This is a genomic window from Ruixingdingia sedimenti (genome assembly GCF_031432425.1).
GTDB lineage: Bacteria > Pseudomonadota > Alphaproteobacteria > Rhodobacterales > Rhodobacteraceae > Ruixingdingia > Ruixingdingia sedimenti.
The window spans coordinates 1-19,437 of the sequence record NZ_JAVKPH010000003.1 but is presented as its reverse complement, the minus strand read 5'-3'; the positions used below and the strand labels follow the sequence as shown (position 1 = coordinate 19,437).

The 19,437-nt window shown below is 70.7% G+C and carries 16 protein-coding genes; 5 read left to right on the top strand and 11 right to left on the bottom strand.

Annotated elements, in window-relative coordinates; all coding sequences use genetic code 11:
- Positions 1–72: 72 nt before the first annotated feature.
- From RGD00_RS03570 to RGD00_RS03530, 9 genes are all read right to left on the bottom strand, one after another.
- The gene (locus RGD00_RS03570) at positions 73–3,336 is read right to left on the bottom strand and encodes an efflux RND transporter permease subunit (protein ID WP_310455921.1); all 3,264 of its coding nucleotides are present in this window, start codon (positions 3,334–3,336) and stop codon (positions 73–75) included.
- Between the two features lie 11 nt (positions 3,337–3,347).
- Positions 3,348–4,523 carry an efflux RND transporter periplasmic adaptor subunit gene (locus RGD00_RS03565; protein ID WP_310455920.1) on the bottom strand — a complete coding sequence of 392 codons (1,176 nt, stop codon included), beginning with the start codon at positions 4,521–4,523 and terminating at the stop codon, positions 3,348–3,350.
- Between the two features lie 2 nt (positions 4,524–4,525).
- Positions 4,526–5,146: a TetR/AcrR family transcriptional regulator gene (locus RGD00_RS03560; protein ID WP_310455919.1), complete on the bottom strand. Its 621-nt coding sequence runs from the start codon at positions 5,144–5,146 to the stop codon at positions 4,526–4,528.
- Positions 5,147–5,258: 112 nt separating this feature from the next.
- A complete protein-coding gene (locus RGD00_RS03555; RefSeq protein WP_310455918.1) occupies positions 5,259–6,644 on the bottom strand; it encodes an NAD(P)/FAD-dependent oxidoreductase in 1,386 nt (461 codons plus the stop codon).
- Positions 6,645–6,869: 225 nt separating this feature from the next.
- The gene (locus RGD00_RS03550; protein ID WP_310455917.1) at positions 6,870–7,082 is read right to left on the bottom strand and encodes a formate dehydrogenase subunit delta; all 213 of its coding nucleotides are present in this window, start codon (positions 7,080–7,082) and stop codon (positions 6,870–6,872) included.
- Between the two features lie 15 nt (positions 7,083–7,097).
- Positions 7,098–7,907 carry a formate dehydrogenase accessory sulfurtransferase FdhD gene (gene fdhD, locus RGD00_RS03545; RefSeq protein WP_310456141.1) on the bottom strand — a complete coding sequence of 270 codons (810 nt, stop codon included), beginning with the start codon at positions 7,905–7,907 and terminating at the stop codon, positions 7,098–7,100.
- A gap of 11 nt (positions 7,908–7,918) precedes the next feature.
- On the bottom strand, positions 7,919–10,801 hold the full coding sequence (gene fdhF, locus RGD00_RS03540; protein ID WP_310455916.1) for a formate dehydrogenase subunit alpha: 2,883 nt from the start codon (positions 10,799–10,801) through the stop codon (positions 7,919–7,921).
- A complete protein-coding gene (locus tag RGD00_RS03535) occupies positions 10,798–12,327 on the bottom strand; it encodes an NADH-ubiquinone oxidoreductase-F iron-sulfur binding region domain-containing protein (RefSeq protein ID WP_310455915.1) in 1,530 nt (509 codons plus the stop codon). The genes fdhF and RGD00_RS03535 overlap by 4 nt, the downstream gene beginning before the upstream one ends.
- Positions 12,324–12,794: a formate dehydrogenase subunit gamma gene (locus RGD00_RS03530; RefSeq protein WP_310455914.1), complete on the bottom strand. Its 471-nt coding sequence runs from the start codon at positions 12,792–12,794 to the stop codon at positions 12,324–12,326. Before RGD00_RS03530 ends, RGD00_RS03535 begins: the two co-directional genes overlap by 4 nt.
- Before the next feature lie 212 nt (positions 12,795–13,006).
- Between RGD00_RS03530 and RGD00_RS03525 the strand changes: the two genes are divergently transcribed.
- A complete protein-coding gene (locus RGD00_RS03525) occupies positions 13,007–13,252 on the top strand; it encodes a hypothetical protein (RefSeq protein WP_310455913.1) in 246 nt (81 codons plus the stop codon).
- A gap of 298 nt (positions 13,253–13,550) precedes the next feature.
- Here RGD00_RS03525 and RGD00_RS03520 read toward each other — a convergent pair whose 3' ends face one another.
- Both RGD00_RS03520 and thpR read right to left on the bottom strand, forming a co-directional pair.
- On the bottom strand, positions 13,551–14,591 hold the full coding sequence (locus tag RGD00_RS03520; RefSeq protein WP_310455912.1) for a cytochrome-c peroxidase: 1,041 nt from the start codon (positions 14,589–14,591) through the stop codon (positions 13,551–13,553).
- Positions 14,592–14,686: 95 nt separating this feature from the next.
- Complete coding sequence (thpR, locus tag RGD00_RS03515) at positions 14,687–15,253, bottom strand: RNA 2',3'-cyclic phosphodiesterase (RefSeq protein WP_310455911.1); 567 nt, start codon at positions 15,251–15,253, stop codon at positions 14,687–14,689.
- Positions 15,254–15,462: 209 nt separating this feature from the next.
- Between thpR and RGD00_RS03510 the strand changes: the two genes are divergently transcribed.
- From RGD00_RS03510 to RGD00_RS03495, 4 genes are all read left to right on the top strand, one after another.
- On the top strand, positions 15,463–15,924 hold the full coding sequence (locus RGD00_RS03510) for an NUDIX hydrolase (protein WP_310455910.1): 462 nt from the start codon (positions 15,463–15,465) through the stop codon (positions 15,922–15,924).
- Between the two features lie 297 nt (positions 15,925–16,221).
- The gene (locus RGD00_RS03505) at positions 16,222–16,647 is read left to right on the top strand and encodes a DUF1178 family protein (protein WP_310455909.1); all 426 of its coding nucleotides are present in this window, start codon (positions 16,222–16,224) and stop codon (positions 16,645–16,647) included.
- A 285-nt stretch (positions 16,648–16,932) separates the two neighbouring features.
- Positions 16,933–17,595 carry an SDR family NAD(P)-dependent oxidoreductase gene (locus RGD00_RS03500; RefSeq protein ID WP_310455908.1) on the top strand — a complete coding sequence of 221 codons (663 nt, stop codon included), beginning with the start codon at positions 16,933–16,935 and terminating at the stop codon, positions 17,593–17,595.
- A gap of 81 nt (positions 17,596–17,676) precedes the next feature.
- Positions 17,677–18,936: an aspartate kinase gene (locus tag RGD00_RS03495; RefSeq protein WP_310455907.1), complete on the top strand. Its 1,260-nt coding sequence runs from the start codon at positions 17,677–17,679 to the stop codon at positions 18,934–18,936.
- The last annotated feature ends 501 nt before the right edge of the window (positions 18,937–19,437 follow it).

Sequence of the window (19,437 nt, the reverse complement as noted above, 5' to 3'; positions counted from 1 at the left end):
TCATTTTCTGTCTGAAAATATCCCACGGGGGTGCGGGGGTGTGAAACCCCCGCCACTGCGCTTTCCGCCGGGCTATTCGGCGGCGTGCCGGGCCCCGGGTCCCGCAGCCCCGACCTGCGCGCGCAGGGTGGCGAGTTCGGTGCGGGTCTCGTCCAGCGCGGCGGCGAGTTCCGCCGGGGCGGGCACCGCCGGTTCGGCCTCCTTGGCCCCGACGAACCGGCCGAAGATGCGCCCCAGAAGCCGGCCCAGATCGTCCATGATCAGGAAGAACGAGGGCACGACGACGAGGCTCAGCACCGTCGACATGATGATGCCGCCGATCACCGCCGTCGCCATCGGCGCGCGGAAAGACCCGCCCTCGCCCACCCCGAGCGCGGAAGGCAGCATGCCCGCCGACATGGCGATGGAGGTCATCACGATCGGCTGCGCGCGCTTGCGCCCGGCCTCGATCATCGCCGCGGTGCGGTCCATCCCCTGATTGACCATCTCGATGGCGAAGTCGATCAGCAGGATGGCGTTCTTGGTCACGATCCCCATCAGCATCAGGATCCCGATCAGCACCGGCATCGACACCGGGCTGCCGGTCAGGATCAGCGCCGCCGCCACGCCGCCGATGGCGAGCGGCAGCGACAGGATGATGGTGAAGGGCTGGATCACGCTGCCGAAGAGCAGGATCAGCACCGTCAGCACCAGCATCAGCCCCAGAACCATGGCGTTGGAAAAGCTGACCATCAGTTCCTGCTGCACCTCGGCGTCGCCCGCCTCGGCGATGGTGACGGAAGCCGGCAGGTCCGCCGCCGCGGTGATCGCCTTGAACCGTTCGGTCGCCACGCCGAGCGGCACGCCCGGCGGCAGGCTCGCGCCAAGGGTCACGCGGCGCTGGCGGTCCATCCGGTCGATGGTGGCAGGGCCGGTGCCGATGGCGATGTCGGCCACCGCCGCCAGCGGCACGCTGCCCCCCGTCGCCGTCGCCACCCGCAACGCAGACAGGCGCGCGAGGTCGGCGCGCATGTCCTCGGCCAGTTGCACGCGCACCGGGATCATCCGGTCGTCGATGGCGACCTTGGCCAGCGCCGCGTCGTAATCCCCGATCGTCGCCACGCGCAGCGTGTCGGCGATGGCGCGCGTGGTGACGCCGAGCCGCGCGGCCTCTGCCGCACGCGGGATCACCTGCACCTCGGGCCGGGGCAGCGCGCCTTCGGAGCCCACATTGGCCAGCGCCGGTTCGCTGCGCAACGCGGCCTCCAGCCGGGCGACGGTGCGGTCGAGTTCGGCCTCGTCCTGCGACAGGATCGAGAACGAGATGTCGCGCTGCCCGCGGTCGTTCAGCTTGAAGGCCCGCACATCGGGCAGGACGGCGAGGCGGGCGAAGATCTCTGCCTCGATATCCACCTGCGGCCGGGTGCGGCCATGGGTTTCCACCGCCGGCACCAGCGGGCCCACCAGCGGCAGGGCGCGGCCGATGTCGGACAGGCGGCGCAGCAGCGAATGGTCCAGCCGTTCCAGCAGCACCGTCACCGCGGCGCGGCGCACGTCCAGATCGCCCGTGGGCGAGGCGCCGCCGAGGACGAAGACGTTTTCCACCCCGTCGATCCCGGCGATGATGCCGCGCATCGCCTGTGTGGTGCGGTCGGTATCGGCCAAGGCCGCGCCGGGGGGCAGTTCCACGCTCAGGGGAATGCGGCTCACATCCTCGGGCGGCAGGAAGCTGCCGGGGATGCGCAGCATGAAATAGCCCGAGACCGCCAGCACCGCCACCGCCGCCAGCAGCGTCACATAGCGCGCGTTCAGGGTGCGGCGGACGAAGGCGGTATAGACGCGCATCACCGGGCCGTCATGGTCGCCCTCGCCATGCGCGGCGTCCTTGGGCGACATGAGGTAGGCCGCCATCATCGGCGTGATCAGCCGCGCCACCAGCAGCGAGAACAGCACCGCAATCGCCACCGTCATCCCGAACTGGCGGAAATACTGCCCCGGAATGCCGGGCATGAACGACACCGGCACGAAGACCGCGGCGATGGTCAGGGTCGTGGCGATCACCGCAAGGCCGATTTCGTCCGCCGCCTCGATGGCGGCGCGGTAGGGTGTCTTGCCCATGCGGATGTGGCGGGCGATGTTTTCTATTTCCACGATGGCGTCGTCCACCAGGATCCCGGTGGCCAGCGTGATGGCAAGGAAGGACACGAGGTTGAGCGAGAACCCGAGCATGTCCATCAGCCAGAAGGTCGGCACCGCCGACAAGGGCAGCGCCGCCGCCGCGATCAGCGTCGCGCGCCAGTTGCGCAGGAAGGCCAGCACCACCAGCACCGCCAGGATCGCGCCCTCGATCAGCGTGTGCAACGCGGCCTCGTAATTGCCGTAGGTGTAAAAGACCGTATCGTCCACCGGCAGCACCGTCACCGCCGGATGCGCCGCCCGCAGCGTGTCGAGCCGCGCGTTGACGGTTTCGGCCACGGAAACCTCGGATGCCCCCTTGGCGCGGTAGACGGCAAAAACCACCGCATGTTCGCCGTTGAACCGCGCGAACGACCGCAGTTCGGCGTAGCTGTCGACCACCGCGCCCAGATCGGACAGCCGCACATGCCGGCCCGAGGGCAGCGCGATGGTCGTCTCCGCCAGCCGCTGCGCCGTCGCCGCGTCGCCGAGCGTGCGGATCGCCTGTTCTCCGCCGCCCAGATTGCTGCGCCCCGCGCCCACATCGGCATTGGTCGCGCGCAGCTGCTGGCTGACCTGCACCGCGGTGATGCCGAACCCGTCGAGCCGCACGGGATCCAGTTCCATCCGGATTTCCCGGTTCGCCCCGCCATAGCGGTCGATCCGGCCGATGCCGGGCTGGCCCTGAAGCGACCGGATCACCGTGTCGTCCACGAACCACGACAGTTCCTCCAGCGTCATGTCGGGGGCGGTGACGGCGAAGGTCATGATCGCCTGCCCCTCCACGTCGATGCGCGAGACGATGGGCGTGTCCACCTCGCCCGGCAGCTTGCCGAGGATGCGGTCGATGGCGTCCTTGGTGTCCTGCACCGCCTTGTCGGTCGGCACCTCCATGCGGAACTCGATCACCGTCGAGGACTTGCCGTCGCTGATCGAGGAGGTCACGCGCTTGGCCCCGGTGATGCCGGCGACGGCATCCTCGATTTCCTTGGTGACCTGGTTTTCCATCTCTGCCGGCGCGGCGCCCGCCTGGGTGACGGTGACGGCGACCAGCGGCACGTCGATATTGGGAAAGCGCGTGACCGGCAGGGTGTTGAACGACTGCCAGCCGAGGACCATCAGCAGGACGAAGCCGAGGATCGGCGCGATGGGGTTGCGGATGGACCAGGCGGAGAAATTCATGCGCGCCCCCGTCAGTGCGTGGCGGCCGCCGGGGCGGCGGCGGGCACGGGGGTGATGCGGTCGCCGGGCCGGACGAAGGCCCCGGCGCGGGCGACCACGCTGTCGCCCGGCGACAGGCCCGATGCCACCTCGATCAGCGCGCCGTCGCGGATGCCGGTGGTGACGGCGACCTCTTCGGCCACGCCGTCGCGCACCCGCAGGACGGTGGGGCCATTGGTGCTGCGGCCGACGGCGGCCACCGGCACGGCCAGCGCGCTGCGGCGGGTGATGAGGATTTCGGCTTGCGCGAACATGCCGCTGCGCACGGCCTGCGGCGTGTCGATGGCGATGCGCACGCGGCCGAGGCGGGTGGCGCGGTCGATGGCGGGCTCCACCAGCCGGACATGGCCGGGGATGGGCGCATCCGCCCCCGCGACGCGCAGCGCCACCACCTGCCCGGGGGCAAGGCGCAGCAGGTCGGATTCGGCCACATCGGCGCGCAGTTCCAGCGCGCCGTCGCGGATCAGCACGAACATCGGCTGGCCCTGCGCGCTGGCGATGGCGCCCAGAACCGCGTTGCGCGCCACCACGGCGCCGGCCACCGGGGCCTTCACCTGCGTGCGCGACAGTTTCAGATCCACATCCGCCAGTTGCGCCACCGTCACCGCCACCTGCGCCTCTGCCCCCGCCAGCCCCTGCCGGGCCAGCGCCACCCGCGCCTCGGCGGCGGTGGCGGCGGCGGCGGCCTGATCGGCGGCGGTCTGCGCCGCCACGCCCTGCGCGCGCAGCGCCGCCACGCGGTCGCGGGCGCGGATCGCCTCGTCGCGGTTCGCCTCCGCCTCGGTGATCTGGGCGCGGGCCTGCGCCACCGCAGCCTCTGCCGCCGCCTGCCCCGCCAGCAACTGGCTGCGCGCCAGCACCAGCGCCGCATCCGACAGCCGCGCCAGCACCTGCCCGGCCGCGACCGTATCGCCCAGATCGGCCAGCAGGGCGTCGATCGCCTGCCCCTCGATCTGCGGCTGGACGGCGACCTCTTCCACCGGCGCGATCAGGCCCGAGGCCACGACGCGCTCGGCCAGCGTGGCCTCTGCCGCCGTCACCACGGTGATCGCGGGCGGCGGCGCGGTGGCGGTTTCGGCCCGCAGCGGCCCGGCCAGCGCCAGCGCGATCAGGGCGGCGGTCAGGATCGGCGGGCGCGGGGCTTGCATGGTCATTCCTTCGCGGTGGTGGCGATGTCGTCGAGGATCGCGTCGATGGCGCGCAGGACCAGCGGCACCACCCCGGGCACCGCCGCGGCGCCCTGCGCCTGCATGGCCACGCTTTTCACCATCAGCAGCACGGTCGCGGCATGGGCGGCGAAACGGCGTTCGGCCTCTGGTTCCGGCAGGCCCGCGATCACCGCCATGACGCGCAGCAACTGGCCCTGCACGCGGGCGCGGGTCCGCGCGGCGATGGCGGCGACTTCGGGGCGGCGTTGGGCGCAGGCCTCGATTTCCGCCCAGAGCACGCCGTCGCAGGGCAGGCCCTCCTCGATTCGGTGGCGGACCGCGGCGCGGGTGGCGGCCAGCGGGTCGGGCGAACGGAAGATGGTGCCGAAGTCATCCTCGATCCCGGCCATGAACCGTTCCACGATGGCGGTGACGATGGCGTCCTTGGAGGGGAAATAGCGGTAGAAGTTTCCCGCGCTCATCCCCGCCGCGCGGGCCAGATCCTGCATCGAGGCGCCGTCGAAGCCCTTGGCGGCGAACACCTCGGTGATCGCGTCGAGGATCTCGGCGGCGCGGGCATCCAGGATCGGGGCGGTGGCGGCGGCGGTGGCGGGCTGGGTCATGGGCGGGTGAGTCGGGCAGGCGTGAATGAACGTTCATTCCCATACGCCTCTACCGCCCCCCACGCAATGGCCCGCAGGCACAATGCCGCATCCGTGATGCAGCTTTCCGCGCTCAGCGCCCCGCGATCCGCATCGCCGCCCGCGCCAGGGCCGCGGTGCCGCCCTGCCCCCGGTCCTCCATCCTGTCCGCCACCCGCAACGCGGCATAAAGGCCCCGGACGGCCAGCCAGCGCAGGGGCTCGGGTTCCCACCGGCGGGGGCGGCGGTTGACCCAAGGCAGCCGCGTCAGGTCGCTGTCGCGGCCGAGCATGAGGTCCGCCATGGTGCGGCCCGCAAGATTGGCGGTGGAAACGCCGACGCCGACATAGCCCCCGGCCCAGCCGATGCCGGTGGCCGCATCGAACCCCACCGTCGCGCACCAGTCGCGCGGCACGCCGAGGACGCCGCACCAGGCATGGGCGATGCGGGCGCCCCGCGCGGCGGGGAAATGCCGGTGCAGCCGCGCCACCAGCCCCGCCACCGTCCGCGCATCGGGCCGCCCGGCCGTGTCGAGGCGCGAGCCCATCCGATACGGCACCCCGCGCGCACCCAGCACGATGCGCCCGTCATCGGTGCGCTGGCCGTAGCAATAGCCATGCGCCATGTCGCCCAGAAGCTCGTACCCCTGCCAGCCGATGGCGGCCCAGACCGCGGGCGGCAGCGGTTCGGTGACGATCTGGGCCGAGTTGAGCGGCAGCCAGTCGCGCCGGTGGCCCGGCAGCCCGGCGGTGAACCCCTCGGTCGCGCGCAGGATCAGGGGCGCGCGGATGCGCCCGCGCGGGGTGGTGACGATACCGGGGGCGATGGCGGTGGCGGGCGTTCCCTCGACGATGCGCACCCCCCGCGCCTCCACCGCGCGCGCAAGGCCCCGGACCAGCAGCGCGGGCTGCACCCGCGCCACGCCGTCCAGCACCAGCGCGCCCAATGCGCCGGGCACCGCCACCCGCGCCCGCGCCTCTGCCGCGCCGATCAGGTGCAGCCGGTCCTCGCCCCAGGCGCGGCGGTGGTCCAGTTCCGCCCGGGCGCGGGCGAGTTGCGCGGGGTTGGTGGCGACCAGCAGTTCGGCGGTGCGGCAGATGCGGGCGTCGATCCCCTCGGCCCCGGCGACGCGGATCACCTCGTCCACCGTGCCGGCCATCGCCCGCACCATGGCCCGCACCCCCGCCGCATCGCCCGTTTCCAGATAACGCTCGTGCCGCCAGGCGAAGCCGCCGGTCAGCCAGCCCCCGTTGCGCCCCGAGGCGCCGAAACCGGCGAAGTCCTTTTCCACGACCAGCACCCGCAGCCCCGGCGCGGCCTGCGTCAGGTAATACGCGGACCAGAGCCCGGTGAACCCCGCGCCGACGATGCAGACATCGGCGGTCGTGTCGCCCTCCAGCCCCGGCCGCAGCACGGGCGGCCCGCCGGTTTCGGCATGCCAGAACGCGGGCCCGCCAAGCTGCGGGGGGCTTGTGGGCATGTGTCGCCCTCCATGTTGCGGCACCATCGCCTCCCCCCACGGTTGCGCGAACGCAGAGCGCGGGAGCCTCCGGCGGGGATATTTAAGGACAGAAAATGAACAGGATCATGCTGTTGCCCGGCCCTCTTCATTTCCTGTCTCTGAATATCCCACGGGGCGCCGGATGGTGCGCCGCTGGTTCGAGAACCAGCCGGCGCCGGGGGTGTGAAACTCCCGCCGCCGCCCTCACGGCACGCGGATCGCCGGGGCGGCGCGCAGGACCAGCGGGTTCAGCCCCTGCCCGCCCCCGGCGATGATCGCGGCCAGCGCGCGGCGCATCCGGGGATCCCAGAAGTCGTTGATGTGTTTGGCCACCTCTGCCGCCGCATCCGCCCGGGGCTGGGTTTCGAAGAACCCGGCGATCTGGTTGGCCATGCGGATCAGTCTGTCTTGCGGCATCGGCGGCCTCGGGGGTCAGGCGACATCGGGGATCCCTTCGGTCAGGATCCGCCCGGGGTGGGTGAAAAGTTCGAACCCCTCGGCGCGGGCCAGCGCGCAGAGGGTGAGGCCCGCGCCTTCGGCCAGCCGCACGGCATGCGCTGTGGGGGCCGAGGCGGCGATCAGCACCGGCGCGCCGATCCGGGCGCATTTCTGCACGAGGTCGATCGACAGGCGGCTGGTCATCACCACCGCGCCCGCCCCGCCCGGCACCCCTGCCGCCGCCAGCGCACCGGCGAGCTTGTCGAGCGCGTTGTGCCGGCCCACATCCTCGCGCACCGCGACCATGCCGTGGCCCGGCCGCCAGAAGCCCGCCGCATGGACGGCGCGGGTGGCGTCGTGCAGCGGCTGGTGGCCCGGCAGCGCCGCGATCGCCGCGCGCACATCCGCCGCCGCCAGCCGCAGCCCGCCGGGGGGCAGCGGCGGGGGCGGGCGCAGGGCCTCTGCCACGCTGTCGAGACCGCAGAGCCCGCAGCCCACCGGCCCCGCCATCACCCGCCGCCGCGCCGAGAGCCGCGCCGCCGCCCCCGGCCGCAGCCAGACCTGCACGTCGAGACCGGGGCCCGCCTCCACCACCGCGATGCTGTCGATTTCCCCGGGCGCGGCGATGCCTTCGGTCAGGGCGAAGCCGCGGGCGAAATCCTCCAGATCCGCGGGGGTGGCCATCATCACCGCCTGGGTGGTGCCGTCGAAGCTCAGCGCGACGGCGGTTTCCTCGGCCAGATCACGCGGGGGGCCGGTGCGGCCCACCGCGTGGCGCGCTGCCGCCTGCCGCACCGGGGGCATCCGCGCGGTGTTCATTCCGCCGCCCGGACGATGCGGCGCGCCCGTTCGGCCTGGGCGGCATAGTCCTGCTGCCAGCCGGTCGGGCCGTTCGACCGCGCGACCTGCACCGCCGTCACCTTGTATTCGGGGCAGTTGGTGGCCCAGTCCGAGAAATCGGTGGTGACGACATTGGCCTGCGTGTCGGGGTGGTGGAAGGTGGTGTAGACGACGCCCGGCGCCACCCGGTCCGTCACCAGCGCGCGCAAGGTGGTTTCGCCGGCGCGCGAGGCGAGCCGCACCCAGTCGCCCTCGCGCACGCCGCGGTTTTCGGCGTCCTGGGGGTGGATTTCCAGCCGGTCCTCGTCATGCCAGACCACGTTGGCGGTGCGCCGGGTCTGCGCGCCGACATTGTATTGCGACAGGATCCGCCCGGTGGTCAGCAGCAGCGGAAAGCGCGGGCCGGTGCGTTCGTCGGTCGCCACATATTCGGTGGTGATGAACCGCCCCCGGCCGCGCACGAAACCGTCGACATGCATCACCGGCGTGCCCTCGGGCGCGGCCTCGTTGCAGGGCCATTGCACCGATCCCAGCCGGTCCAGCAGGTCGTAGTCCACCCCGGCGAAACTGGGCGTGGTCGCGGCGATTTCCGCCATGATCTGCGCGGGATGGGTATAGGCCCACCCGGCGCCCATGGCATTCGCCAGCATCTGGGTGATCTCCCAGTCCGCGAACCCGTTCAGCGGCGCCATCACCCGGCGCACGCGGTTGATGCGGCGTTCGGCGTTGGTGAAGGTGCCGTCCTTTTCGAGGAAGGTGGACCCGGGCAGGAACACATGCGCGTAATTCGCGGTCTCGTTCAGGAAGAGGTCATGGACCACCACCAGATCCATCGCGCGCAGCCCCGCCGCGACATGGCGGGTGTCGGGGTCGGATTGCAGGATGTCCTCGCCCTGGACGTAAAGGCCGCGGAAGCTGCCCTCGACCGCCGCGTCCAGCATGTTGGGGATGCGCAGGCCCGGTTCGGGGTCGAGCGCGACGCCCCATGCCGCCTCGAACACCGCGCGGGTGGCCGCATCGCCGACATGGCGATAGCCGGGCAGTTCGTGCGGGAAGGACCCCATGTCGCACGACCCCTGCACGTTGTTCTGGCCGCGCAGCGGGTTCACCCCCACGCCGGGGCGGCCGATGTTGCCGGTCAGCATGGCGAGGTTGGCGATGGCCATCACGGTGGTGGAACCCTGCGAATGTTCCGTCACGCCGAGCCCGTAATAGATCGCCCCGTTGCCGCCCTGCGCAAACAGCCGCGCCGCGCCGCGGATGTCGGCGGCGGAAACGCCGGTCAGGGCCGCGACCGCCTCGGGCGCATGGGCCGGGTCGGCGGCGAAGGCGGCGTAGTCCTGGAATTCGTCCCAGTCGCAGCGGGTACGGATGAAGGTTTCGTCGTACAGCCCCTCGGTCACGATCACATGCGCCAGCGCGGTCAGCACCGCCACATTGGTGCCCGGGCACAGCGGCAGGTGGAACGCGGCCTCGACATGGGCGGAGCGCACAAGGTCGATCCGCCGCGGGTCGATCACGATCAGCTTGGCCCCCTGCCGCAGGCGTTTCTTCAGCCGGCTGGCGAAGACCGGGTGGCCGTCGGTCGGGTTCGCGCCGATGACCAGCACCACGTCGCTCTGTTCCACGCTGTCGAAATCCTGCGTGCCCGCCGAGGTGCCGAAGGTGTTGCGCAAGCCATAGCCGGTGGGCGAATGGCAGACGCGGGCGCAGGTGTCGGTGTTGTTGTTGCCGAACACCGCGCGGATCATCTTCTGCACCAGATAGGTTTCCTCGTTGGTGCAGCGGCTCGAGGTGATGCCGCCGATGGCCCCCGGCCCCGATTCCGCCTGCAATTCCCGGAAGCGGCGGGCGGTGAAGGCGATGGCCTCTTCCCACGTCACCTCCTGCCAGGGGTCGTCGATGCTGGCGCGGATCATCGGGGCCAGGATCCGGTCGCGGTGGGTGGCATAGCCCCAGGCGAAGCGGCCCTTGACGCAGCTGTGCCCCCGGTTGGCCTTGCCCTCTTTCCACGGCACCATGCGCACGATCCGGTCGCCGCGCAGTTCGGCGCGGAAGCTGCACCCCACGCCGCAATAGGCGCAGGTGGTGACGATGGCGCGGTCGGGGGTGCCGGTCTCGATCACCGTGTTTTCCACCAGCGTGGCGGTGGGGCAGGCCTGTACGCAGGCGCCGCAGGACACGCAGTCGGAATTCAGGAAATCCTCGCCCGCCGCGCCCGCCTGCACGCGGGAATCCCAGCCCCGGCCCTCTATCGTCAGGGCGAAGGTGCCCTGCACCTCTTCGCAGGCGCGCACACAGCGGTTGCAGACGATGCATTTCGCCGGGTCGTAGGTGAAATAGGGGTTGGAGGTATCCTTGGGCCGGTATTGCGGATTAGGGCCGGTATGGGTGCGCGGCTGGAAATGGGTGGCCATCGCGCCGCCCTCGGGCGCCGCGTAGCGCACCTCGCGCAGGCCCACGGCGCCCGCCATGTCCTGCAATTCGCAATCGCCATTGGCCGCACAGGTCAGGCAGTCGAGCGGGTGGTCGGAGATGTAAAGCTCCATCACCCCCCGGCGCAGGCGGGCCAAGGTGTCGGTCTGGGTGTGCACGACCATGCCGGGCGCAACCGGCGTGGTGCAGGACGCAGGCGTGCCCGCGCGGCCCTCGATCTCCACCAGGCAGAGCCGGCAGGATCCGAAGGCGTCGAGGCTGTCGGTGGCGCAGAGTTTCGGCACCGGGATCCCGGCTTCGGCCGCGGCGCGCATCACGCTGGTGCCGCCGGGCACGGTGACGGCCACGCCGTCGATGGTCAGCGTCACGGGCGCGCCGGTGGCGGCGGGGGTGCCCATGTCGGGGATGATGAAGTCCTTCATTCCGCAGCCTCCCTTATCGGGGCGAAATCCTCGGAAAAATGGCGCAGGGCCGACAGCACCGGATAGGGCGTGAACCCCCCGAGCGCACAGAGCGACCCGGCCTTCATCGTGGCGCACAGATCCTGCAACAGCCCTGTCGCGGCAGGGTCGCCCCGCGCGATGCGGTCCAGCGTTTCCACCCCGCGCACCGCGCCGATGCGGCAGGGCGTGCATTTGCCGCAGGATTCCACCGCGCAGAATTCCATCGCGAAGCGCGCCTGCGCCAGCATGTCCACCGTATCGTCGAAAACGACGATCCCGGCATGGCCGATCAATCCATCCTGCGCCGCGTAATCCTCGTATCCGAAGGGCGTGTCGAACAGCGCGGGCGGGAAATAGGCGCCCAAGGGCCCGCCCACCTGCACCGCGCGCACCGGGCGGCCCGTGGCGGTGCCGCCGCCGATGCCGTGGATGATCTCGTGCAGCGTCAGGCCGAAGGCGGCCTCGAACAGCCCGCCCTGGCGGATGTTGCCGGCCAGTTGCAGCGGAATGGTGCCGCGCGAACGCCCGATGCCGAAATCGCGGTAGAATTCCGCCCCGCGCGCCAGCACCACCGGCACGGTGGCGAGCGTGATGACGTTGTTCACCACCGTGGGCCGGCCCATGAACCCGTGCAAGGCGGGCAGCGGCGGCTTGGCCCGCACCACCCCGCGCTTGCCTTCAAGGCTGTCCAGCAGCGCCGTTTCCTCGCCGCAGACATAGGCGCCCGCGCCCACCCGCACCTCCATGTCGAAGGCGCGGCCGGAGCCGAGGACCGATGCGCCCAGAACCCCCGCCGCGCGGGCAAGGGCGACGGCGCGGCCCATCACCTCGATGGCATCGGGATATTCGGACCGGATATAGACCAGCCCCCGCGCGGCCCCGGTGGCAAGGCCCGCGATCGCCATCCCCTCGATCAGGGTGAAGGGGTCGCCCTCCATCAGCATGCGGTCGGCGAAGGTGCCGCTGTCGCCCTCATCGGCGTTGCAGACGATATATTTGCGGTCTGCGGCGGCCTCGGCCACGGTGCGCCACTTGATCCCTGCGGGGAAACCCGCCCCGCCCCGGCCGCGCAGGCCGGATTGCGTGACCTCTTCCACCACCGCCGCGGGCGGCATCGCCAGCGCGCGGCGTAGACCCTGAAGCCCGCCATGGGCTTCGTAATCCGCCAGATCCAGCGGGTCGATCACGCCGACGCGGGCAAAGGTCAGCCGGGTCTGGCGGCGCATCCAGTCCAGCGCCTCGGTGGGGCCGAGCGCGTTGGGATGCGCGCCGAAGCCGGTATCGAACAGCGCCGGCACATCGGCGGGCGTCAGCGGGCCGAAGGCGATGCGGCCCTGCGGGGTGTCCACCTCCAGCAGCGGTTCCAGCCAGACCATGCCGCGGCTGCCGTTCCTGACCAGCGTGATATCGGCGCCGCGGCGCGCGGCCTCTGCCGCCACGGCGGCGGCGACGGCATCGGCGCCAAGCGCGCGGGCGGCGGCGTCGCGGGGGACATAGACCTTCATCCCCGCACCTCCGCCAGCAAGGCCCCGGCATCCGCCCGCCCGAGGGGCCGGCCGTCCAGCTGCGCCGCAGGCCCGCAGGCGCAAAGGCCGAGGCAATAGACGGGCTCCAGCGTCACCGCCCCGTCGGGCGTCGTGCCATGCCAGCCGATGCCGAGCGCGGCCTGCACCGCATCGGCCAGCGCCACCCCGCCCATGGCCTGGCACGCCTCTGCCCGGCACAGGCGCAGCACATGCCGCCCGGTAGGCGCCGCACGGAAATCGTGGTAGAAGCTGACGACCCCATGCACCTCTGCCCGGCCGAGGTTCAGCACATCGGCGATCACCGGCACGGCCTCGGGCGGGATATGGCCGAATTCGGCCTGTACCGCGTGCAGGATGGGCAACAGGGGCCCCTCCATCCCCAGATGGGCGCGGGCGATGGTGCGGATGCGGTCATCCGGGCTGGCGTGCGGTTGCGTCGCGGGCATTCGGGGCTCCATTCCAAAGGCCAGACTAGGCGTGGCGATCCCGAAAGCAATACCACATCGTCGCACGGCCCCGCCCGGCCATCAAGCCCGCCGCCCGCCGGGGTGCGACGCTTGGCCCATCACGATCCGCGGCGCGGCCGTTGCCTTCATCGCGCCGTCATGGCATTGACACGAATTGACGTTACGTAAGATCAACCAGAGGAGGAGCCCCGATGCCCGTCCCCTACCCCGCGATCGACATCATGCGCCGCTCGATGCAAATGAGTTTTGCCGCGTTCGAGGCGCAGATGACGCTGGCCTGCGCGATGATGCGCCTTGCCCGGCAGATGAACCCGGCCTTCGCCCTGGCGACCGGGGGCATGGTCCTGGCCGAAAAGACGGCGGAGCCCGCGGCGACCCGGGCAGAACCCGCGCCGCCCGCCGCCCCGCGCAACCTCGCCCGGGCCGCAAGCCACTGAGCCTGCAAGCGGCGGGGCCCTCGATGCAGGACCGCGCCGCGACGGGCCGGCCGCGTGGCATCCATCGCCGCAAGGGTCCGTTTCCCGATTTCCGCAAATCGCCCCGCCCCGGCCCGCGCGCAAGGCGGGGCCTCCGCATCGCGCCGGGTCGCAACCTTGCCGCCCCCGTCAGGGCGGACGCAGCCGCACCGCCACCGGCCCGACCGATTCGCGCAAACAGAAGGGCCGCGGCGGAAAACCGCCACGGCCCGGGGCCTGCCAAAGGGACGCGGGCCCACCGCGTCCCGTCAACCTGCGATCAGCGCAGCACCTCTGCCGTCGGGCGCGGCGTCGTCGCGGTTTCGGCCGGCAGCACCGGCACCGTGATCGCCGGCAGCGTGCCGGTCAGGCTGTCGAGGAAGGCCACGATCTGGTCGGCTTCCTGATCCGCCAGTTCCTCGCCCAACTGGCTTTCGGCCATGATCTGGACCGCCACCTTGAGATCCCACACCTTGCCGGAGTGGAAATAGGGCGCGGTCACGGCCACGTTGCGCAGCGGCGCGGCGCGGAAGACGTATTCGTCATCCACCGTCTCGGTCACGGCGAAACGGCCCTTGTCGTCGGGCGGCAGCACCTCGGCGCCGGGTTTCTCGATCAGGCCGAAGGGATAGTAGCCGTGCCCGCCCACGTTCACGCCCGAATGGCAGGACGAACAGCCCTTGTCGATGAACAGCACCAACCCCGCCTTGGCGTCATCCGACAAGGCCAGATCGTCGCCGTTCAGCCAGGAATCGAAGGGCGCGGGGGTGATCAGCGTCGCCTCGAACGCCTCGATCGCCTTGGCCATGTTGTCGAAGCTGACCGGATCGGCCTCTTCGGGGAAGGCGGCCTTGAACCAGGTCACGTATTGCGGCAGCGAGTTCAGCGTATCGACCACCTGCGCGGGCGTATTCGCCATTTCCACCCCGGCCTGCACCGGGCCCTTGGCCTGTTCCATGAGGTCCGCGGCGCGGCCGTCCCAGAACTGCGCCTCGTTCAGCACCGCGTTCAGCACCGTCGGGCTGTTGCGCGGGCCCTTCTGCCAGCCGTGGCCGACCGAGGTTTCCATGTTGTCGTCCCCGCCCGTCGCCAGGTTGTGGCACGAATAGCAGGAAAACACGCCCGAGGCCGACAAGCGCGGATCGAAGAACAACGCCTTGCCGAGTTCGATCTTTTCGGGCGTGATCCGGTTGTCCTTCACTGCGGGAACGGTCGAGGGCAGCGGGGCGAAGATGTCCTTCGCCGAATCCCGCAGTTCGTCCGCATGCAGAGGTGCTGCCAGTGCGCTCGTCGCGAGAAGCACTATCGGTAACAGTCTCATCGGGCTCTCCATTACATCGTTCGCGCGTTTGAATCAAAATAACTCTAACAACGGGTAAACGCATTGACCTGAATCAATCGGGCGGTTGGCCTGCGTCAATCCGCCGACCCGTGCAGGGCCCCGCGCAGGGGATAGCGCGCCAGTTCCTCGTAATGGCTGCCCGAAGGCCCGGGATGCGACCGGAACAGGGCGAAGGCGTCCGCCTGCACCGGATCGCAGGCGAAGCCCCCGCCTTCGGCCACCGCGCGCTCGATGCGCATCGCGGTCTCGGGCGGCGGGGGCGCGAACCGGCCGAGCGTGACATGGGGCACGAAGCGGTGCGATTCGGGCGCGGCCCCGGCGCGGCGGGCGGCGGTTTCCACCTTGCGTTGCAGCGCGGCCAGCGCGGGGTCGGGGTCGGCCGCGGCATAGACCAGCCGGGGCCGCGTGCCCCCGAACATCCCCAGGCCCCGCAGCCGCAGCACGAAGGGCGCGGCCGCCACCGCCTCCAGCGCGTGGTGGACCTCCTGCACCACGGGTTCGGGCAGATCGCCGAGGAAACACAGCGTGAGGTGGAACCCCTCCGGCTCCACCCGCCGCGGCAGGGGCAGCAGGAACTGGATCAGGGTCAACTGGCGGCGCGTGGCCTCGGGCAAAGGCAGGGCGATGAAGGCGCGGATCATCCGGGGCAACCTCCGGGCGGGGCCCCCAGACTGGGGCATCCGGCGCCTTGCGTAAAGCCCGGGCAGAAGGCGCGGAACCGCCGCCTTTCGCGCGCCGGGACGGGAACCCGCCGGCCCCTGCCCCGGTTGCATTCGATGGCGCGATGACCCAGTATGAGGGGAGGATCGCCGGCGCAACGGCGGCAGATGCAGGCAGCAGGATTCAGGGCATGACACAGGCTTTCCTGGTCGATACGGGCACGGCCGCGCCACGGCGCCAGCAGCACGGCGCGCTGTGCTGGCGGCGCAAGGGCGGGGAATTGCAGATCCTGCTCATCACCAGCCGGGATACCGGGCGATGGGTGCTGCCCAAGGGCTGGCCCCACCGCGGGCTTGCCCCGGCGGAAAGCGCCGCGGCAGAGGCCTGGGAAGAGGCCGGGGTGCGCGGCAGGGCGGCGCCGGTGCCGGTGGGGCGGTTTCTCTACCTCAAGCGGCTGGACAGCGGCCCCCCCGCCCCCTGCATGGTCGAGGTCCATGCGATCGAGGTCGAGACGCTGGAAAAACGCTATCCCGAACGCCGCCAGCGCCAGCGGAAATGGTTCACCCCGCCCGAGGCCGCCGCGCGCGTGGCCGAACCGGGGTTGCAGGCGCTGCTGGCGGGCTTCGTACCCCCGGTGGAGGCGGCATCCTGACACCGGCTGGCCCCGGCCCTTCCGTCGGCGCCGGGGGCCAGCCCCCGGACCCCCGGAGTATTTGGGAAAAGATGAAGCCAGGGGCGGCTTGTTCCGGGGAACGATCGGCCCCGCGGCCTGCTTTCCGTCCCGCAATATCCCGGGGTGCGGGGTGGTGCGTCCCCGGTTCGAGACCCGGCCCGACCCCTTCCGCCACCGCGACCGCAGGACAGGAGTCCGCAGGGTACAGCTTGAAACCGGCGGGATTTCGACCCATTTTCATCCCGTACCGGGCCTTTGCCCGCGAGGGTGGGCAGGATGATCCGCTACGATCTGAAATGCGACCAGGGCCACGGCTTCGACAGCTGGTTCCAGTCGGCCGCGGCTTTCGACCGGCTGGCGGCGGCGGGTCAGATGGTCTGCCCGGCCTGCGGCTCTGCCCGGGTCGAAAAACAGCTTATGGCCCCCGCCGTCACCCCCGCCCGCGCCCCCGCGGCGGACCATCCGCTCTCCACCCCCTCCACCCCGCAGGAACAGATGCTCGCCCGTCTGCGCCGCGAGCTGGAGGAGAAATCGGAATATGTCGGCATGGGCTTTGCCGCCGAGGCGCGGCGCATGCACGAGGGCGAGACGCCGGAACGCGCCATCCACGGCGAGGCGCGGCTGGAAGAGGCGCGCCAGCTGATCGAGGACGGCATCCCCGTCGCCCCCCTGCCCTTCCTGCCCGCGCGCAAGACGAACTGATCCGCCCGCCGTCGAGGGCAGCACCCGTAACGCGCCGCGCGGGGTATTCAAATCCAGCCGAAGATGCGGGCGCGCCTGCGCCGAAAAGGTGAACCCATGGTTTCACCTTTTCAAAAATACTCCCGCCGGAGGCCACCGCCGGAGGCCACAGGCGCAGCCCCCGCCGTGGCGCGGAACGCCCGCCAGATCCGCAGGTCGGGGTTTCACCCCGACTCTCCCCGGGCTTTACGCCCCCGTCCCGATCTGCTGTTCTGGGGCTCGGGACAGGACCGAAAGGACAAAGGCATGAGCATTCTCATCACCGGCGCGGGACGGGGGATCGGGCGCGGGCTGGCCGCGCATTACGCGACCGGGGGCGCCGCCGTCATCGGCACCCATCGCGGCGCGGCGCCCGCCGCCCTGCCGGGGGTCGAGTGGCAGGAGGCCGAGATGACGGACCCCGCCAGCCTGCGTGCGCTGGCCGGGCGCCTCGGGGGGCGGCCGCTGTCGCTTCTGGTCTGCAACGCCGGGATCTACCCCGACCGCGACGAGGGGCTCGACACCGGCTATCCCCCGGACATGTGGGCCCAAGCCTTCGCGATCAACACCACGGGCGTCTTCCTGACCATCCAGGCGCTTCTGCCCAACCTTCAGGCGGCGGGCGGGCGGATCGCCATCCTGTCCTCGCAGATGGCCTCGGACGCGCGCGCGCCGGGCGGGTCCTACATCTACCGCGCCAGCAAGGCGGCGGCGCTGAACCTCGGGCGCAACCTTGCCGTCGACCTGCGCCCGCGCGGCGTCGCGGTGGGGATCTATCACCCCGGCTGGGTGAAAAGCGACATGGGCGGCGCGGGGGCGCAGATCGAGGTGGCGGAATCGGTTTCCGGCCTCGCCGCGCGCTTCGCCGCGCTTTCGCTCGACACCACGGGGGCATTTCTCAACTACGACGGCACGGCGATGCCGTTCTGACCGGCACCGGCGCGCAGGTCCTTGCATGGCGCCGGGGCATGGCGTAGGGAACGCGCGTTTGCAGGCTGCGCAGGGGGTCCCATGCCCGTTCTGGTGATGAAATTCGGCGGCACCTCGGTGGCCGACCTCGGCCGCATCGCGAATGCCGCCGAAAAGGTGCGGCGCGAGGTCGAGCGCGGCTATGACGTGATCGTCATCGTCTCGGCCATGGCCGGCAAGACCAACGAACTGGTCAAATGGGTGAGCGAGACCTCGACCTTCTACGACGCGCGCGAATACGACGCCGTGGTCGCCAGCGGCGAGAACGTGACCGCCGGGCTGATGGCGCTGCGGCTTCAGGAAATGGGGATCCCCGCGCGCAGCTGGCAGGGCTGGCAGGTGCCGATCAACACCACCCGCCAGCACGGCGCGGCGCGGTTCCTGTCGATCCCGCGCGACAACATCGACCACAAGTTCGCCGAAGGCATGAAGGTCGCGGTCGTCGCGGGCTTCCAGGGCCTCAGCCCCGAGGGCCGCGTCACCACTCTGGGCCGCGGCGGATCGGACACCACGGCCGTCGCCTTCGCCGCCGCCTTCGGCGCGGAACGCTGCGACATCTATACCGATGTCGACGGCGTCTACACCACCGACCCGCGCATCGCCAAGAAGGCGCGCAAGCTCGACAAGATCAGCTACGAGGAGATGCTGGAACTCGCCTCCCTCGGCGCCAAGGTGCTCCAGACCCGCTCGGTCGAGCTGGCGATGCGCTACAAGGTGCGGCTGCGGGTGGTGTCCTCTTTCGAGGACATCGACGAAACTTCGGGAACTCTTGTCTGCGACGAGGACGAAATCATGGAATCCAAGGCCGTTGCCGGTATCGCCTATTCGCGCGAAGAGGCCAAAGTGACGCTGTTCACCATCGAGGACCGCCCGGGCATCGCCGCCGCGATCTTCGGACCGCTGGCGGATGCGGGCGTGAACGTGGACATGATCGTCCAGAACATTTCCGAAAAGGACTATGACGAGGCCCATCCCGGCGCCGTCACCGACATGACCTTTTCCTGCCCCATCGACCAGGTGGGCCGCGCGCGCAAGGCGATGGAAGACGCCAAGACCCGCGGACTGATCAAGTATGACGAACTGATCATCGACGACGACGTGGCCAAGGTGTCCGTCGTGGGCATCGGCATGCGCAGCCATGCCGGCGTCGCCGCGCGGATGTTCGAGGCGCTGAGCCGCGAGAACATCAACATCAAGGTCATCTCGACCTCGGAGATCAAGATCTCGGTGCTGATCGACCGCAAGTACATGGAACTGGCGGTGCAGGCGCTGCACGACACGTTCGAGCTGGAACGGGCGTAATCCCGCCGTCGGCGCCGGGGGCTTTGCGCCCTCGGCCGGGGCACCGCGATCTGCATCGCGGTGTCGAAGGCACGCGCCTTCGCCAGACAGGGCAAGGGGCCATCCCGTCCTGGTCGCTGGCTACGGCCCCGGTCGCCAAACATGCCCCGGGCCAACGCATGCCGCATCCCCGGGACCCGCCCAAGGCAGTGTCCCCGCGTCGGCCAGCCAGCGGCACTCCGGCATGTTTCGACCCGCGCCCTGCGAAGGGCGACCCCTGCACCATGACTGGATCGGTTGCAGGGCGCGGCAAGCCCCGCCCCTCCGGGTCCGCGGCCCGAGGCTTCTCGAAGAGCAAGATAATTGTCCTTTGTCCATTCCCGCAAGCCATTGATTTCGTTTGATCAGCGTAGAAGCAGAAGCGTTCCACTTTGTCCATTGGCATGGCTCTGTTGCACAAATCGGCTGAGGGCCGGAGTTCCCCTTTCCCCGGACAGACTTATCCTGTGACTTCCGTGATGG

Coding starts and splice junctions, on each gene's coding strand:
- RGD00_RS03530 (WP_310455914.1), bottom strand. CDS start 12,794: ATGCCCGCGACGCAACCGCACGCCAGCCCGGATGACCGCATCCGCACC.
- RGD00_RS03555 (WP_310455918.1), bottom strand. CDS start 6,644: ATGCCCACAAGCCCCCCGCAGCTTGGCGGGCCCGCGTTCTGGCATGCC.
- RGD00_RS03525 (WP_310455913.1), top strand. CDS start 13,007: ATGCCCGTCCCCTACCCCGCGATCGACATCATGCGCCGCTCGATGCAA.
- RGD00_RS03565 (WP_310455920.1), bottom strand. CDS start 4,523: ATGCAAGCCCCGCGCCCGCCGATCCTGACCGCCGCCCTGATCGCGCTG.
- thpR (WP_310455911.1), bottom strand. CDS start 15,253: ATGATCCGCGCCTTCATCGCCCTGCCTTTGCCCGAGGCCACGCGCCGC.
- fdhF (WP_310455916.1), bottom strand. CDS start 10,801: ATGAAGGACTTCATCATCCCCGACATGGGCACCCCCGCCGCCACCGGC.
- fdhD (WP_310456141.1), bottom strand. CDS start 7,907: ATGCCCCCGGTGCGGCAGGCGGCAGCGCGCCACGCGGTGGGCCGCACC.
- RGD00_RS03560 (WP_310455919.1), bottom strand. CDS start 5,146: ATGACCCAGCCCGCCACCGCCGCCGCCACCGCCCCGATCCTGGATGCC.
- RGD00_RS03510 (WP_310455910.1), top strand. CDS start 15,463: ATGACACAGGCTTTCCTGGTCGATACGGGCACGGCCGCGCCACGGCGC.
- RGD00_RS03505 (WP_310455909.1), top strand. CDS start 16,222: ATGATCCGCTACGATCTGAAATGCGACCAGGGCCACGGCTTCGACAGC.
- RGD00_RS03500 (WP_310455908.1), top strand. CDS start 16,933: ATGAGCATTCTCATCACCGGCGCGGGACGGGGGATCGGGCGCGGGCTG.
- RGD00_RS03570 (WP_310455921.1), bottom strand. CDS start 3,336: ATGAATTTCTCCGCCTGGTCCATCCGCAACCCCATCGCGCCGATCCTC.
- RGD00_RS03520 (WP_310455912.1), bottom strand. CDS start 14,591: ATGAGACTGTTACCGATAGTGCTTCTCGCGACGAGCGCACTGGCAGCA.
- RGD00_RS03535 (WP_310455915.1), bottom strand. CDS start 12,327: ATGAAGGTCTATGTCCCCCGCGACGCCGCCGCCCGCGCGCTTGGCGCC.
- RGD00_RS03550 (WP_310455917.1), bottom strand. CDS start 7,082: ATGCCGCAAGACAGACTGATCCGCATGGCCAACCAGATCGCCGGGTTC.
- RGD00_RS03495 (WP_310455907.1), top strand. CDS start 17,677: ATGCCCGTTCTGGTGATGAAATTCGGCGGCACCTCGGTGGCCGACCTC.